At 49.9% G+C, this 16,207-nt stretch carries 11 protein-coding genes; 7 read left to right on the top strand and 4 right to left on the bottom strand.

Translation table 11 applies throughout. The annotated features are described in order from the left end of the window. Positions 1–1,194 precede the first annotated feature (1,194 nt). On the bottom strand, positions 1,195–2,043 hold the full coding sequence (locus tag ACNA6I_RS15725; RefSeq protein ID WP_048006759.1) for a MurR/RpiR family transcriptional regulator: 849 nt from the start codon (positions 2,041–2,043) through the stop codon (positions 1,195–1,197). 296 nt (positions 2,044–2,339) lie between these two features. Between ACNA6I_RS15725 and gntK the strand changes: the two genes are divergently transcribed. The 3 genes from gntK to ACNA6I_RS15710 all read left to right on the top strand — a co-directional run bounded on the left by gntK (position 2,340) and on the right by ACNA6I_RS15710 (position 5,384). Next, positions 2,340–3,860, top strand: coding sequence for a gluconokinase (gntK, locus tag ACNA6I_RS15720; protein ID WP_048006929.1), 1,521 nt, complete (start codon positions 2,340–2,342; stop codon positions 3,858–3,860). Between the two features lie 90 nt (positions 3,861–3,950). Beyond that, entirely contained in the window at positions 3,951–4,670 is a 720-nt protein-coding gene (locus tag ACNA6I_RS15715) for a YebC/PmpR family DNA-binding transcriptional regulator (RefSeq protein WP_048006760.1), read from the top strand. Positions 4,671–4,727: 57 nt separating this feature from the next. Beyond that, positions 4,728–5,384 (top strand): oxidoreductase, encoded by a 657-nt coding sequence (locus ACNA6I_RS15710; RefSeq protein ID WP_048006761.1) that lies wholly within the window; start codon positions 4,728–4,730, stop codon positions 5,382–5,384. Between the two features lie 55 nt (positions 5,385–5,439). On the opposite strand, the gene ACNA6I_RS15705 is transcribed toward ACNA6I_RS15710, so the two are convergent. Further along, positions 5,440–6,270 (bottom strand): TetR/AcrR family transcriptional regulator, encoded by an 831-nt coding sequence (locus ACNA6I_RS15705; RefSeq protein ID WP_048006762.1) that lies wholly within the window; start codon positions 6,268–6,270, stop codon positions 5,440–5,442. Positions 6,271–6,433: 163 nt separating this feature from the next. Here ACNA6I_RS15705 and ACNA6I_RS15700 point away from each other — a divergent pair, with 163 nt between their 5' ends. The 3 genes from ACNA6I_RS15700 (at position 6,434) to ACNA6I_RS15690 (ending at position 12,953) form a co-directional block, all read left to right on the top strand. Beyond that, positions 6,434–9,601 (top strand): efflux RND transporter permease subunit, encoded by a 3,168-nt coding sequence (locus tag ACNA6I_RS15700; RefSeq protein WP_048006763.1) that lies wholly within the window; start codon positions 6,434–6,436, stop codon positions 9,599–9,601. 116 nt (positions 9,602–9,717) lie between these two features. Next, complete coding sequence (locus ACNA6I_RS15695) at positions 9,718–11,034, top strand: oligosaccharide flippase family protein (RefSeq protein ID WP_048006764.1); 1,317 nt, start codon at positions 9,718–9,720, stop codon at positions 11,032–11,034. A 65-nt stretch (positions 11,035–11,099) separates the two neighbouring features. After that, entirely contained in the window at positions 11,100–12,953 is a 1,854-nt protein-coding gene (locus tag ACNA6I_RS15690; protein ID WP_187427189.1) for a cation:proton antiporter, read from the top strand. 56 nt (positions 12,954–13,009) lie between these two features. Here the strand turns inward: ACNA6I_RS15690 and ACNA6I_RS15685 are convergent, their stop codons facing one another. Together ACNA6I_RS15685 and ACNA6I_RS15680 are read right to left on the bottom strand one after the other, a co-directional pair. After that, positions 13,010–13,147: a hypothetical protein gene (locus ACNA6I_RS15685; protein WP_187427196.1), complete on the bottom strand. Its 138-nt coding sequence runs from the start codon at positions 13,145–13,147 to the stop codon at positions 13,010–13,012. Positions 13,148–13,191: 44 nt separating this feature from the next. After that, entirely contained in the window at positions 13,192–13,917 is a 726-nt protein-coding gene (locus ACNA6I_RS15680; protein WP_316247160.1) for a TspO/MBR family protein, read from the bottom strand. A 199-nt stretch (positions 13,918–14,116) separates the two neighbouring features. On the opposite strand from ACNA6I_RS15680, the gene ACNA6I_RS15675 reads away from it, so the two are divergent. Further along, entirely contained in the window at positions 14,117–15,904 is a 1,788-nt protein-coding gene (locus ACNA6I_RS15675; RefSeq protein ID WP_048006765.1) for a M3 family oligoendopeptidase, read from the top strand. Positions 15,905–16,207: the final 303 nt, after the last annotated feature.

Here is a 16,207-nt window from a genome sequence, read left to right as displayed (position 1 = left end):
CTCCTCGTGCCTGCGGGGTCTCACCCTTCACTCGATTCCCTTAGGAGTCGGTCGGCCTTCGCTACACTGCACTATTGGTGGGGAGGGGTGATGGGGTTCTGGACAACATCACCCCCTTCTGTTTTGTGGATAGTAGTGCATAGATGGGACGTTCCGTTTCGCTTCGGCGGACCGCTTTCCTAGGGGAGTGAGGTGAGCCTCCTCGTGCCTGCGGGGTCTCACCTTTCACTCGATTCCCTTAGGAGTCGGTCGGCCTTCGCTGCACTGCACTTTTGGTGGGGATGGGGTGATGGGTGCTGGACGTCATCCTCCCCCTTCTGTTTTGTGGGTGGTAGTGCAAAGATGGGACGTTCCGTTTCGCTTCGGCGGACCGCTTTCCTAGGGGAGTGAGGTGAGCCTCCTCGTGCCTGCGGGGTCTCACCTTTCACTCGATTCCCTTAGGAGTCGGTCGGCCTTCGCTACACTGCACTATTGGTGGGGAGGGGTGATGGGTGCTGGACGTCATCCTCCCCCTTTTGTTTTGTGGGTGGTAGTGCAAAGATAGGACGTTCCGTTTCGCTGCGGCGGACCGCTTTCCTAGGGGAGTGAGGTGAGCCTCCTCGTGCCTGCGGGGTCTCACCCTTCACTCGATTCCCTTAGGAGTCGTTCGGGCGCTGCACTGCACTTTTAGTGGGGAAGGGTGATGGGTTCTGCACACCAGCCCCATCTGTTTTGTGGGCATTTGAGCAAAGATGGGGTTCTGGACGTCATCCCTCTCATGTTTTGTGTGGATTAATAAGGAGATGTGAAGGCGTCCAAAATCTATATATTTTATTGTAATAGAGCTGTGGATAAGTCGTGTTAGGACGATCTGAAGTTATCCACATGGTTACTTATCCACAAGTGAGTGAATGCGTTTCTGCTAAAAGGGTTGATTAAAGAAGGCATGGGCCCTTAACTGTAGAAGTGGTGTGTGTTTGGGGAGAACAGAGTAGTAACATTCCCCACCACCAGAACCAAAGAGTGGATTGAAGCGGAAGGTGCTTGACTCCAGCGGAAAAGGAGAGAAGGCGAGACCCCGCAGGCACGAGGAGGCTCGACGCCCTCCCCGCAGGAAATCAAGCGCCTGCAGCGAAAAGGAACGGACTCTATCTCGCTTGCTTTCGATTAAAGAATTAGCAAGATTAGATACTGAAAAAAGAGAGGAATATGCAGTCATCCTCTCTTACTCTTGATGGCTTCCTGCATTTTTCTGATGGATTCCTGGCCCTTGGTTTCGCGTATCTGCAGGAGGTTGGCGTAAAGGGTGTCGATCAGGGTGAGCTGGGCGATCCTGGATGAGAGTGCTTCGTTCCTGTAGTCGGAATCCTCTGATACGGTAAAGAGGGGGATGTCGACCTGCTGGCTCAAAGGGGATTTGGCAAAGTTCGTGATCCCGATGGTGGTGGCTCCGGTGCTTTTGACGATGTCGAGGATATGAAGGATATCCTTGGTGCTACCTGAATGGGAGATGAAGATCGCGCAGTCTTCACTGGTCATTTGCGATGCTGCCATGAGTTGGATGTGGGAGTCGAGGGTCGCATGCACTTTCAACCCGGTCCGGATGAATTTGTGATAGCCGTCAAGGGCTACGATGCCTGATCCGCCGCTACCGAAGAACTCGATGGAACGTGCCGTTTCCATGGCTTGTACGGCTTTCATCAGATCCCCTTCATCAAGTATCACGAGGGTGTCTTCGATCGTTTTGCAGTTGGAGCGGAATACTTTTGAGGCGATGGAAGTCGGGGTATCCCCTTCGTCGAGCCGTTCGTGGGAAGAATTCTTCATGATCTCGGATGCAAGGGCGATCTTCATGGCTTGGAATCCTTTGAATCCGACACGCTTGCAAAAGCGGAACACGGTCGAGTCGGCGACACCTAACCGATCTGATAGTCCGTTAATGGAAGAATGGATGGTTTCTTCCGGTCTCTTCAGGATGAAGTCGGCGATCTTTTTTTCGGTTGTGCTGAATTGAGGATAATGTGCACGGATCCTGGCGAGGCAGTGCTGGTGCTCTTGGCTCATTGAATCACACTCCTGTAAGGGTTTTCCTTCTTTCTAGTATACTAGTTTTTGGTGGAAATAAAAATAAATTCTGTAATCGTTTGCATAATAAAAATATTTTTTTGAATGTTTTCATCATTTTTCCAATTGGATTCAACTAGGAGATTTCCATGTGTATGGTTTGGTTAAATGCGCTTTCAGGTGTTATGTTAGAAAGAGGTATTTAAAACGACAGGGCGACGTCTGCCCCGATTTAATGAAAGAAGGATCATCCCTTCTCTATGTTCGTTTAGGAGGAAATAGTCATGTCACGATATATGATAGGTGTCGATATTGGAACCACCAGTACGAAAGCTGTACTTTACAATGAAAAAGGCGAGGCGATCGAGCGTCATGGAATCGAGTATCCCCTTCACACTCCGGTTCCGGGAGTGGCAGAACAGGATCCCGAAGAGATCTTCCAGGCGGTCATCTACTGCATCAAGGAAGTAGCAGGAAGGACAGAGGAAGAGATCTCGTTCGTATCGTTCAGTTCCGCCATGCACAGTCTCATCCTGGTAGATGAGGAAAACGGCCTGCTGACCCGATCCATTACCTGGGCGGATAACCGCAGCAGTGAATGGGCGGAAAAGATCAAGCACGAGATGAACGGAATGGAGATTTACCAAAGGACCGGTACGCCGATCCATCCGATGTCCCCCCTTGTGAAACTTGCTTGGCTCCGTCATGATGAGCCCGAGCTTTTTGAAAAAGCAGCGAAGTTCATTTCCATCAAGGAATTCATCTTCCACCGTTTGTTCGACAAGTATGTGATCGATTATTCAATCGCTTCTGCCACGGGGATGTTTCATCTTGAAGATCTTGACTGGGATGAAGAAGCTCTCGAGATCGCAGGGGTTAAAAAGAATCAGCTGTCTACACCGGTTTCTACCACTACGAGTCTGACCGGACTTCAGGGGAATTACGCCGAACTCCTCGGGATCGATGCAGAGACACCGTTTTACGTAGGAGCGAGCGATGGCGTCCTTTCAAATCTCGGTGTGAACGCCATCGAGAGCGGGGTCGTCGCCGTAACGATCGGGACAAGTGGTGCGATCCGCGCCGTCACCGATCGTCCCATCACGGATCCAAAAGGGCGGATCTTCTGCTACGCGCTTACCGATAAGCATTGGATCATCGGAGGACCGGTGAACAATGGCGGCATGATCTTCCGCTGGGTGAAGGAAGAGCTCGCCACAGCCGAAGTGGACGCTGCCGGCAGACTTGGCCTGGAGCCTTATGAGGTGTTGACGGCCCTTGCCTCCAAAGTGAATCCGGGAGCGGACGGCCTGATCTTCCATCCGTATATGGCAGGAGAAAGGGCACCTCTCTGGAACGCAAAAGCACGGGGATCCTTCTTCGGACTTGCCATGCACCATAAAAAGGAGCATATGGTCAGGGCGGTCCTTGAAGGAATCGTCATGAATCTGTACAGCGTCCTTCAGGCGCTGGAAGAATTGATCGGGACCCCTGTTCGCGTGCAGGCAACCGGTGGCTTTGCCCGATCCGAACTGTGGAGGCAGATGCTCGCCGATATCTTCAATCAGGAAGTATTCGTCCCGGAAAGCTTTGAAAGCTCGTGCCTTGGTGCTGTCGTCCTCGGGATGGTGGATCAGGGATGGATGGGATCATTGGAAGAAGTGCGCTCCATGGTGGGTAGCGTTCATTCCCACCGACCTGAACCCGAGGCGGTGAAAGTGTATCAGGAGCTGATGCCGATCTTCTCGCGTCTGCCAGCGCTCCTTGCACCGGAATACGATGCCATCAGTGATTTTCAGGCAAGAAGGATCGATTCATAAGAGTGCTCCTCCCCAAACCCCACCTTTTTAGGGTATAATGAATGAGGATTGACACGATAGGAATTTATTGAACGAAAGTGAGTGTTATAGATGGGACGTAAATGGAATAATATCAAGGAAAAGAAGGCGTCCAAGGATGCCAATACAAGCAGGATCTATGCTAAATTCGGCCGTGAGATCTATGTGGTGGCCAAACAAGGAGAGCCGGATCCGGATTTGAATCAGGCACTGAAGTTCACCCTTGAGCGTGCGAAGACGTACAACGTACCGAAACATATCATCGACCGTGCCATTGAGAAAGCAAAGGGCGGTTCCGATGAGAATTATGATGAGCTCCGCTATGAAGGCTTCGGCCCTAACGGTTCCATGGTCATTGTCGATGCCTTGACCAATAATGTGAACCGTACAGCATCCGAAGTGCGTGCGGCTTTCGGCAAAAACGGCGGGAACATGGGTGTGAGTGGATCGGTTGCTTACATGTTTGATGCGACAGCTGTTATCGGGATCGAAGGCAAGTCAGAAGATGACGTTCTTGAAATCTTGATGGAAGCGGATGTAGATGCCCGCGACATCATCGCGGAAGAAGATGCGGTGATCGTGTATGCCGATCCCGATCAATTCCATGCCGTACAGGAAGCATTCAAGGCAGCAGGCATTTCGGAATTCTCCGTGGCCGAGCTGACCATGCTTGCGCAGAACGATGTAGAACTTCCTGAAGATGCAAAGGCGCAGTTCGAGAAAATGATCGATGCTCTCGAAGACCTTGAAGATGTTCAACAGGTTTATCATAACGTTGATCTAGGTGAATAAGGAATGAGGGGTGTCCCGGGTCGACCGGGGCACCCTTTTTAAAAAGGAGGCACGTTCATGGAAGGAAAAGTCGCTCTCATTGCCGGGGCAACGGGGATGGTAGGTTCCAGGCTGGTCAGGCTGCTCCTTGATTCTCCCCGTTACGATAAGGTCATCTCATTTGTCAGGAGAGAGTCCGGGGTCGTCCATGAAAAGCTGGATGAACGGGTGCAATCATTGGACGATATGAGATTGGATCCTGGTGAGACAATCGATGATGTTTACTGCTGCCTCGGAACAACGATTAAGAAAGCCAAGACCCAGGAGGCATTCAAGAGAGTCGATCATGGATATCCGCTACAGCTTGCAGAACTCGGAAAAACCCACGGGGCAAAACAATTCCTGTTGATTTCTTCAATGGGAGCCGATGTGGACTCACGCTTTTTCTATAGTCGTGTAAAAGGGATGACAGAGAGGGATGTCACGGCATTGGGGTATTCAACCCTTCACATTTTCAGGCCGTCCCTGCTTCTTGGAGAACGGGCCGAGTTCCGTTTTGGGGAAAAGATGGGGGAAGCGGCATCGCGGCTCCTTCAGCCCTTCATGAGGGGGAAGTTGAAAAAATACCGGAGCATCGAAGGGATCCAGGTGGCAAGGGGGATGCTGTCAGCTGCAAGCGGCCATTGGGATCGCAATGTTTTAATATGGGAATCAGATGCCATTCAGGAACTGTGACGATACAGGAAAAAGAGCCAGGCTCCTCCATTGGGGGCCTGGCTCTTTTATTAATTTAAACCGTATATTCCTTCAGAGCACTCAGAAGGGGGCGCAGGGAAGGATCGGATTCCAAGTTCGCCATCATGCCCTTGATGACAACCTTCCTAGGTTCTTCTTTCTCGAGTTCTTCTTTAATGACGTCAAGAGATACGCGGGTATTCTCGTCTTCCGTCTTGCTTGATGCTTCACCGATCAAGGAACAGAGTTGTGCTTTCTCCACGTGCAGGAGTGTCTCCATGCGCTCTTTGCGCATGACGGGCTCATCTCCACTCTTGATCAGCCCCTCCACCATATCATCCATCCTTCTCAACACGAAGGTGGATAAATACGCGAAATCAAGAGGGATCTGGTCTAGGATGATGGTCTCAAGGTAAGAATGGAAAAAGCCATGGATCATCATCGTGGCATCCCAAATATATGGCTCGATCGGAGGACCGTAGATCTCATAAAGCCTCCGTGAATAAAGGTGGTAGGACTCCCGTTTCATCTCCATCAACAAAGATTCGATCTTTTCATTGAAGGGGATGGCATTTTCCCTGATCTGCATGACGATGAACTCTTTATGTCTCGATACCTCCGTCAATTGGCGTTCCAGCTGCTTCTGGAATTTATCATAGGGAGGAAGGTCAGCGTGCTCGACTTCATTGATGCTTGTATAGATCATCTGGAAATAATGCTCCATGATGGCAAAAAGGAGGGCATCCTTCGATTTGAAATATAAGTAAAAGGCACCTTTGGATATATGGCATTCCTCAACGATCTCCTGAACAGAGGTAGCGTTGAATCCTTTGTTGGCAAACAGCTTCATCGACGTTTCGATGATCAATTTTTCTTTTTCTTTCATACACGTTCTCTCCCCAATGGTCTCATAGGTACATTATGACCGAATGGTCACAAAAAATAAACCCTTTTAATACATAAATTATTGACGAGTGACTGTTCGGTCAGTTATATTAGGTGATGTTATGACTAGTCGGTCAGTTTAATTTGGAAAGGAAGGTATTTGAGTGAATAGTATCATCAATTTTGTGCTGAAAAACAAATTCGCCGTTTGGTTGATGACGATCATCATCATCGTGGCGGGCTTGTATTCAGGCTTCAACATGAAGCTTGAAACATTGCCGAATATCAATACGCCTGTTGTCACCATCACGACGGTTTATCCAGGCGCGACACCGGAAGATGTGGCGGATAAAGTATCCGAACCCATCGAGCAGCGCGTCCAGAATCTGAACGGGGTGAGCGTCGTCAGCTCTACTTCGTACCAAAATGCTTCGGCCGTTCAGATTGAATATAAGTATTCCAAAGACATGGATGAAGCAAAGAGGGAAGTGGAAGATGCCGTTTCTGATATCTCCTTCCCTGACGAGGTCAACGACCCTGAGGTATCAAGGCTCAGCCTGAATGCCTTCCCGGTCATCGCCCTCAGCGTATCGGATGAGAATCAATCCCTGTCTGAATTGACGAAGACAGTGGAAGACACCATCATCCCTGAATTTGAAGGTCTTGATGGGGTTGCTTCCGTTCAAGCTTCCGGTCAGGAAGTGCAAGAAGGTCAAATCGTATTCGATCAGGATAAACTTGACCAATACGGACTGACAGAAGATACGGTGAAGAACATCATCCAAGGGTCAGACATTTCCCAGCCTCTCGGACTTTATACGTTCGATGATACTCAAAAGTCCGTCCTTGTTGACGGGAACATCACGACCGTCAAAGACCTTGAAAACGTGAAGATCCCGCTTGTCCCTTCTGGTGACGCGGGAAGTGCGCAGCAGGGGATGGGCGGTGCGGAAGGACAGTCTCCGCAGGCTCAAGCGCCTCAAGCACAGCAAGGGCAGCAGCCTGCAGCTCCTCAGCAGGGAGCAGAGATGAAGATCCCAACGGTGAAGCTGTCTGAAATCGCCGACATCAAGGTGAAAGGTGAAGCTGAATCAATCTCGAAAACCAATGGCAAGGAATCCATCGGGCTTCAGGTTGTAAAAACAGCTGATGCCAATACGGTGGATGTCGTCAATGCCGTGAAAGATCAGATGAAGAAGTTTGAGAAAGATATCGATGGTGTTGAACTGACGTCAACGTTTGACCAGGGTGAACCAATCGAAGAGTCCGTCAGTACGATGTTGAATAAAGCATTGTTCGGGGCGATCTTCGCCGTCATCATCATCCTGCTGTTCCTTCGGGATATCAAGTCAACGATCATTTCCGTCATTTCCATCCCGCTTTCCTTGTTGATTGCGATTCTTCTCCTGAAGGAAATGGATATCACATTGAACATCATGACGCTCGGAGCCATGACAGTGGCAATCGGCCGTGTCATCGATGACTCCATCGTTGTCGTAGAAAATATTTATCGCCGTATGGCCCTGCCGGGTGAAAAACTGAAAGGCAAAGAACTGATCCGGGAAGCAACGAAGGAAATGTTCGTGCCGATCATGTCTTCAACGATCGTAACGATTGCCGTGTTCCTTCCACTCGGACTGGTCCAGGGAATGATCGGGGAACTATTCCTTCCGTTCGCTTTGACCATCGTATTCGCCCTATTGGCATCACTCCTCGTGGCTGTGACCGTCGTACCGATGCTGGCCCACACGATGTTCAAGCCGGGGTCATCAAAGAAAAAACATGTGGAAAAACCAAGCCGTATGGCCAATGGATACAAGCGAATCCTGAACTGGACGCTGAATCATAAAATCATTACCTCGGTCCTTGCCATCGCCATGCTCGTAGGAAGCCTCTTCCTCGTGCCGAAGATCGGCGTGAGCTTCCTTCCTGGTGATGAAGAGAAGATGATCATGGCTACATTCAAACCGGAGCCGGGTCAGACCCGTGAAGATGTGGCGAAAATCGCCGATGAAGCAGAAAGCTATCTTCAAAGCCGAAAAGGCGCAGACACCATCCAATACTCTGTCGGAAGCGAGAATCCGATGAGTCCTGGAAGCACGAACGATGCCATTTTCTTCGTATCGTACGATGAAGATACAAAGAATTTCTCTGATGAGAAAGAAAAGGTCATCAAGCATCTTCAGGAAACCACCTCCAAAGGGGAGTGGGCATCACAGGACTTCTCTGCAAGTGCCGGAAGCAATGAGATCTCCGTTTATGTGTACGGTGATTCCGTGAAGGACATCGAACCTGTCGTCAAAGATCTTCAGAAAAAGATGGAAGACAAAGGCGACTACAAAAAAGTGAAGAACTCCCTTGCTGAATCGTACGAAGAGTACTCCTTCGTAGCCGATCAGGAGAAACTGAGCGAGCTTGGGCTCACAGCGGGCCAAATCGCCATGGAGCTCAGTCAGGACCGTCAGCGCCCTGTGCTGACCACCATCCAGAAAGACGGGGAAGATGTGGATATCTACCTCGATGCACCGAAGGAAAGCTATAAAGATATCAACGACCTGAAAGATAAAACGATTCAATCTCCACTCGGTATGGAAGTGAAGATCAGCGATGTCGTGAAGATCGAAGAAGGTGAAACATCCGATACCCTCTCAAGACGTGACGGGAAAGTTTACGCCAATGTAAGCGGTGAGCTGAAGTCGGATGATGTATCAAAAGCCTCTCAAGACCTTCAAAAAGACATTGATGATATGGATATTCCATCTGGAATCGATGTGAATATGGGTGGGGTCACCCAGGACATCCAAGAATCCTTTACACAGCTCGGCCTTGCGATGCTGGCAGCCATTGCGATCGTGTATCTGATCCTTGTCATCACATTCGGTGGAGGACTTGCGCCATTTGCCATCCTGTTCTCCTTGCCGTTCACAGTGATCGGTGCCCTTGTCGGCCTGTTGATCGCTGGTGAGACCATCAGTATTTCCTCCCTGATCGGAGCATTGATGCTGATTGGAATCGTCGTAACCAACGCCATTGTCCTTGTCGATCGTGTCATTCACAAAGAGAATGAAGGAATGTCTACGCGTGATGCCCTGCTCGAAGCAGGTGCAACCCGTCTACGTCCGATTCTCATGACGGCTATCGCGACAATCGGGGCACTCTTCCCGCTCGCTCTAGGCCTTGAAGGAAGCGGATTGATTTCCAAAGGTCTCGGTGTGACAGTCATCGGTGGATTGACAAGTTCAACCCTCCTGACCCTTGTGATCGTACCAATCGTGTATGAGATCCTCATGAAGATCAAACGCAAGGTAACGAGAAAAGCCAAAGCGGAATAACAATAAGAAAGCAGTCTCCTGACGGGGGCTGCTTTTTTTGTCGTCCTGCCTGTCCTCATATTCCGGGATGGCCAGTCATAGACTAGAACATCTTGTGATAAAGGGCGGGACTGTGGATGAATCTGTTTTACAAAGGAATCTTGATCTTGATGGTGACGGCGTTCGCAGGCGAGCTTCTGGAATTCATCATCAATATGATATTGGCGCAGGAACTGGGGGAAGCGGGACTTGGTACATATATGTCCATCCTTCCCACCGTTTTTTTAATTGTGATTTTATCCAGCATGGAGCTTCCCATCTCCCTTTCTAAGTTTTTTGCAGAGAGGGAAGAACGTCTCCACAGGGGGATGCTTGGCTATGCGTTCCGTTTCGCTCTCCTGACGACCATCATCCTCCTCGGCATCATGGTCCTTGTCTATGCATGGACGCCCTTATTCAGTGGCTACCATCAGGGGATCAGATGGCTGATCATCCTCATCATCCCGATCATAGCCTTCACCTCCATTACGCGGGGATACTTCATGGGGATCCAGAAGATGGGGAAGATCGCTGTGGCCAATTTCCTTAGAAAAGGCATCCAGCTTCTACTCCTTGTGTCCATCTATCAATTCTTGGAGTTTGAGCTCAATACGTCCATCTTTATTGCACTTGGCACGATGATCGCCAGCGAGTGCATTGTATTTGTCTATTTAATCCATGCTTACATAGTCGAGATACGGGGTAAAAGGAAAGATAGCCATAGCAGTCTGCCGAAGGGGGAGATGAGAAAAGCGGTATTGTCGGTTTCGATCCCGACGACATTTTTACGGATTTTCCATGCTCTGACCCATGCCATCCAGCCTTTTCTCATCAAACTGGCACTCGTCATGTCAGGGATGGAGGCAGGGGAGGCCAATGAACATTTCGGCATGCTCGCGGGGATTGCCTTGACCATCGGATTCTTCCCTTCTTTCATCGCCGTTTCCATGATGACGGTCCTCATCCCGACGATATCAGAGAAGGCTTCTTCAAACGATTGGCCGGGGATTCTAGCTCACTTGAAGCAGGTGATGTGGCTCACGATCGGATACGGGATCCCTGTCGTATTCGTGTACTATGCTTGGGGAGACGCCATTACAGAGCGATTCTTCCACTCTGTGACATCGGCCTATTACCTGAAGCTTTTATGGCCATATTTCTTATTCCACTTCTTGATGCTGCCGCTTCAAGCATTCATGATCGGTCTTGGACTCGTGAAGGATGCCCTGCTTCATACGGTGTGGGCGAGTGCATTTTCCTTCGCGTGCATCTATTTCATGGGTTCCCGCTACGGCATGGAAGGGGTCATCGTCGGGATGAATGGTGGAGCCGTCCTCGCCATGCTGCTTCACTACTTCACTATCTGTAAAGAGTTGGAAGCGACGGTTTGGTTAAAACCCGCGGAAAAAATATAAACTAAACATAGCTCATTGAAAGTCAGCGGGCCCCGCTGGCTTCATTACGTTAAAGGAGAAACTGTATGATTGAATCGATCTTATTTAACCTTATGTTAGTCGGCTTCCTGGGAATCGCTTCCCAATGGGCGGCATGGAGGTTCAAGCTTCCCGCCATCGTCGTCATGTCCATCGTCGGCTTACTAGCTGGTCCGATTCTCGGACTGATCAATCCTGAAGAAGTCTTCGGGGAACTGTATGAACCGCTTATTTCCATGGCTGTTGCCATCATCCTATTCGAAGGGAGCCTGAATCTGGATTTCAGGGAAGTGAGGGGCCTCGGTAAACCGGTCTTCAGGATTGTAACCATCGGTGCATTCCTCGCCTGGATCTTGGGTTCACTGGGTGCCCACTATGTTGCGGGACTGTCATGGGCCGTTGCCTTCGTCATCGGAGGGTTGTTCATCGTTACCGGTCCTACGGTCATCCTGCCCCTCCTCAGGCAGTCAAAACTTAAGCCGAGACCTGCGGCGATCCTGAAATGGGAAGGCATCATCGTCGATCCATTCGGTGCGCTCCTTGCTGTTTTTGCATTTGAAATCATTAATTTCCTTATCAGCGAGGATGCTACCATTCTGAAGCTCGTCTCATTCTTTGCTGCATCGCTGTTTGCCATTCTCCTTGGGTGGGGGCTTGGACGGTTCACCGGTTTTCTATTCGAAAAGGGACATGTACCGGAATTCTTGAAATCACCGGTCGTCTTTGCCTTAGTGCTGGCGGGCTTTTCGGTTTCTGATCAAATTATGCATGAAACAGGGCTGCTGGCCGTTACTGCCATGGGGATGACGCTTGCCAATATGCATATTGCCTCGATCAGTGATATGAGACATTTCAAAGAAAATATCTCTGTATTGCTCACATCGACCATATTCGTCATGCTGACAGCTTCCCTGACAGTGGATACCCTGCTTGAGATCTTTGACTGGCAGATCATTGGATTTGTGCTTCTCATGCTATTCATCGTAAGACCGTTGTCCATATGGTTATCAACCATCGGAACAGATCTGACGAAAAGGGAAAAAATACTGGTGGGATGGATCGCACCGCGCGGAATCGTAGCCCTTACGGTGTCAAGCTACTTCGCTTCTGTTCTGTTGGACAAGGGGTTCAAGGATGCATCCATCCTCACCTCGCTGACATTTGCCCTTGTCTTTGCCACGGTATGTGCCCACGGTTTCTCCATCAAGTGGCTGGCGAGTAAACTGAAGCTTGCCAATGATGAGAATCCCGGCGTCATACTGGTCGGGGGGAGTGCATTCAGTACTGAATTTGCGAAGGCGCTTCGTGAACTGAAGATCCCCACATTGATCGCTGATTCATCTTGGCAGCGACTCTACACGGCAAGAAAGGCCGGACTGCCGTTCTATTCGGGGGAGATCCTTTCAGAGAAGACGGAATATCGCCTGGATATGACCCCATATGACTATATGATCGCAGCCACGGAACTCGATTCCTATAATGCGCTCGTCTGTACTTCGTTCATCTCTGAGTTCGGAAGGAATAACCTGTATCAGTTGAACCTAAGGAACCAGTCGGGAGAAGACCTGGAGGAAATGGTCCATACCATCGGCGGGAATATCGTCTTCCAGGATGGACCGACGTGGGAAGAACTCAACAAACGGGTGGAGCATGGGGATGTGTTCCGGAAGACAACCGTCACGGAGAAATATCCATTCAAGAGCTATATGGAAGATATAGAGGAAGGAACGATCCTGCTCCTCATCCAGAAGCCGACAGGCAAGGTTGAATTCTTCCGCAATGAAGCCTCTCCAAGGGTGGAAGAAGGAGACATCGTCGTCAGCTTGACCACCCGGAAGAAGGAAATGAATAAAATCAACGAACGGATCGCAGAAAATAAAGAAACAGAACGAAATAGATAAAAGAAAAATGAAAAGCCATCCCTGTGAACGGGATGGCTTTTCGATATGGAGGGCGTTTAACGGCGCTCGCTATGAAGCATATTACTGAGAAGCTTCTTCACTTCATTATAGGTCCTGCCAGATTGTGCATTAAGGCGTTTCACTTCGTCAATATCCGTTCCGGCAGTCGTTTTGCGAGATTGGTTTTGGCTCAATTCCACACACCCCCTGTACATACTATGAGCAGGGGGTGCAGGAGCTATGCTGTTACCTTTTTCCTTCTGTAAAAGACATCGAAGAGGAAGATGATGACGGCGAGTGCATAGGCTGCATAAGCATATCCGGAGTGCTCATCCATATTCTTCACTCCGATTCCGATGAATGCCCAGACGATGACAAGCGGATATAGGAAGTCGTTTTCCTTCGTCCTGAACCAGAACGCGAGGATGGTCGCTGCCGCCAATCCAAGGGAAGCCCATACGGTATCAGGGATGCCGAAGCCGTCGAAACCGATCTCGGTCAGATAGTACGTGACATTCACGATCGCGGCTACTGAAATCCATCCAAGGTAGATGGAGAATGGTGCCTGATCCAGAAGGGAAGGATCCGTCGATTTCACCCGTTTATACAGGGCAATCAGGGTAAGGAGGATTCCCGCCATGACCAGGACAGAGATGCCGAAATAGTTATAGTGCCACATCACGATCCATAAAGAGTTGAAGAGACAGTTGAGGATGAACCATCCGCTTGTGCGTGTATAGAGGGGAAGATCCCTCCGTGCCTTCGGGATCTGTCTCAGGACCCAGATGCCCAACAGTAAGTAGATCAGGCTCCAGATGGAGAAGACATAGCCAGCAGGTGTGAGCATGATATCCAGGCGGTCACTGATTTCGCCTGTGGATTGATTGTTCAGGGGCAGGGTGACTGCCAGTGTGTTCATCACGATGACCAATGCAAACGCAAGGATGTTAAGAATGACTCTCATAATGATGACCTCCAATTTTTTCGTAGTTTATCCGGAAAATCGTTTTCCATGCTATACTATTCCACTTTTGCCATATTAAAAACCTCCGGACGACAGTTTGGGAAGAAAGGATTAAGGACGTGTAAAGCAGGAATTTTACCCTGTCATCACGAATAAAGGCAGAGAGAAGGATAAAAACGAACACTTTTAGGAGGACATAATGAGCCATTCAACACATACATATTCGGAAGTTTGGGATCTGGACGTATTTTTCGAAGGGGGGAGCGGATCAGCCGAGTTCCGGGCACATCTGGAAAAACTGAAAGAGATGAAGCGCCGGTTCGAAGAAAATGCGGTGGCATTCTATCCGCCTCAAACTGGAGAAGATGCAGCCCTCGTCTGGAAACTGATCGATGAAGCGAAAGACGTCATGATGAACCTCAGACAGGCAGGCGCATTCGTCAGCTGTCTCGAGGCACAGGATATGCACGACAGGAAGGCCAATGCCCTTCGCGGAGAAGTGACGACCATCAGCGCGGACTTTTCAAGTGTGTTCACGAAATTCCAGCAGCAGCTGTCTGAATGCAGCGAACAGGTATGGGCCGAGCTACTCAAGCATGAAGGACTGAAGGAAATCGCCTTTGTCCTTGAAGAATGGCGTCAAAAAGCAAAAGATAAACTATCAAGTGAGGAAGAGTCTTTGATCGGGGCACTTGCAGTGGACGGCTACCATGGATGGGGCCAGATGTATGACACAATCGTAGGCACCATGACCATCGAACATGACGGGAAGAGCTATTCCGTAGGACAGGCGAATAATCTTCTTTCCCACCCTGACGACAACACGCGTAAAGCAGTGTTCGAGAAGCTTGAAAAAGCCTGGGGAGAAAAAGAAGAGCTGTTTGCCAAAACACTGAATCACCTATCCGGATTCAGGCTCAATGTCTATAAAAAGCGAGGCTGGGAAGAGATTTTAAAAGAGCCTCTTGAATACAACCGGATGAAGCAGGAAACCCTCGATGCCATGTGGGGAGCGATCTCCAAACATAAGGCTCCATTCGTCGAGTACCTTAATCGAAAAGCGAAGATCCTAGGCAAGGAAAAGCTGACATGGTCAGACCTTGATGCCCCTGTGGCAAAAACGACCTCCACCATGTCCTACGATGAAGGAGCGGCATTCATCCAGAAACAGTTTGCGCGTTTCGGATCCGAGATGGCCCAGTTCACAGAAAAAGCGTTCGAGGATTCTTGGATCGAAGCGGAGGATCGTCCCGGGAAACGTCCTGGAGGCTTCTGTACCTCCTTCCCACTCAGTCAGCAGTCACGGATCTTCATGACCTATTCGGGGACGATGTCCAATGTATCGACCCTTGCCCATGAGCTTGGTCATGCGTTCCATTCACATGCCCTGAAGGACATGCATACGCTGAACCGCAATTATGCCATGAACGTGGCTGAAACGGCCTCCACATTTGCAGAAATGATCGTGGCGGACGCGGCGGTACAGGAAGCGGGATCGAAGGAAGAGAAGGTCGCGCTTATTGAAGACAAGCTTCAGCGCAGTGTGGCGTTCTTCATGAACATCCACGCGCGTTTCCTGTTCGAGACGCGATTCTATGAGGAGCGTGAGAAAGGGATCGTATCAGCCGATAAACTGAATGAGCTGATGGCGGAAGCGCAGAAGGAAGCGTATGCGGGTGCAGTGGATGAAGTCCATCCACACTTCTGGGCATCGAAGCTTCATTTCTACATCACGGGCGTGCCGTTCTATAACTTCCCGTATACGTTCGGATACTTGTTCTCGCTGAGCATTTATGCGAAGGCTCTTGAGGCTGGCGGGGATTATGAGGAGAAGTATATGGCGCTGCTTCGTGATACGGCGGTGATGAATGTGGAGGAGCTTGCGATGAAGCATCTTGGCGAGGATATCACGAAAGAGGCGTTCTGGGAGAAGGGGATCCGGCTTTGCATTCAGGATGCGGAGGAGTTTCTCGAGTTGACGAAATAAGCATGAATAGCAACAGCGTCTGTCAGGTTTCTGACAGGCGCTGTTTTTTTGGGGGATTGCCATCCTATTTTTTAATGAGTATGTGGTAGAGAGGAGATTGTTCCGTTCCGGCCACCCGCTTTCCATGGGGCGTGCGGTGAGCTGCTTCGGCTGCGCCTGCAGGGTCTCACCCTGCCCGCTTTTCCCATAGGAGTCGGGAGGCCTTCGCTGCACTGCACTCTGTGCGTATGAGAGGGGATGTGCTGATTCTAAACAGGAAAAATCGCTATCCTGCTCTTGCAATGGATATGTGGTGGAGATGGG

It is taken from the genome of Rossellomorea sp. FS2 (genome assembly GCF_047915635.1).
GTDB lineage: Bacteria > Bacillota > Bacilli > Bacillales > Bacillaceae_B > Rossellomorea > Rossellomorea marisflavi_A.
The sequence above is the reverse complement of the archived record's forward strand: the minus strand, read 5'-3'. Positions and strand labels throughout refer to the sequence as shown.

Coding starts and splice junctions, on each gene's coding strand:
- ACNA6I_RS15695 (WP_048006764.1), top strand. CDS start 9,718: ATGAATCTGTTTTACAAAGGAATCTTGATCTTGATGGTGACGGCGTTC.
- ACNA6I_RS15690 (WP_187427189.1), top strand. CDS start 11,100: ATGATTGAATCGATCTTATTTAACCTTATGTTAGTCGGCTTCCTGGGA.
- ACNA6I_RS15705 (WP_048006762.1), bottom strand. CDS start 6,270: ATGAAAGAAAAAGAAAAATTGATCATCGAAACGTCGATGAAGCTGTTT.
- gntK (WP_048006929.1), top strand. CDS start 2,340: ATGATAGGTGTCGATATTGGAACCACCAGTACGAAAGCTGTACTTTAC.
- ACNA6I_RS15675 (WP_048006765.1), top strand. CDS start 14,117: ATGAGCCATTCAACACATACATATTCGGAAGTTTGGGATCTGGACGTA.
- ACNA6I_RS15725 (WP_048006759.1), bottom strand. CDS start 2,043: ATGAGCCAAGAGCACCAGCACTGCCTCGCCAGGATCCGTGCACATTAT.
- ACNA6I_RS15680 (WP_316247160.1), bottom strand. CDS start 13,917: ATGAGAGTCATTCTTAACATCCTTGCGTTTGCATTGGTCATCGTGATG.
- ACNA6I_RS15715 (WP_048006760.1), top strand. CDS start 3,951: ATGGGACGTAAATGGAATAATATCAAGGAAAAGAAGGCGTCCAAGGAT.
- ACNA6I_RS15710 (WP_048006761.1), top strand. CDS start 4,728: ATGGAAGGAAAAGTCGCTCTCATTGCCGGGGCAACGGGGATGGTAGGT.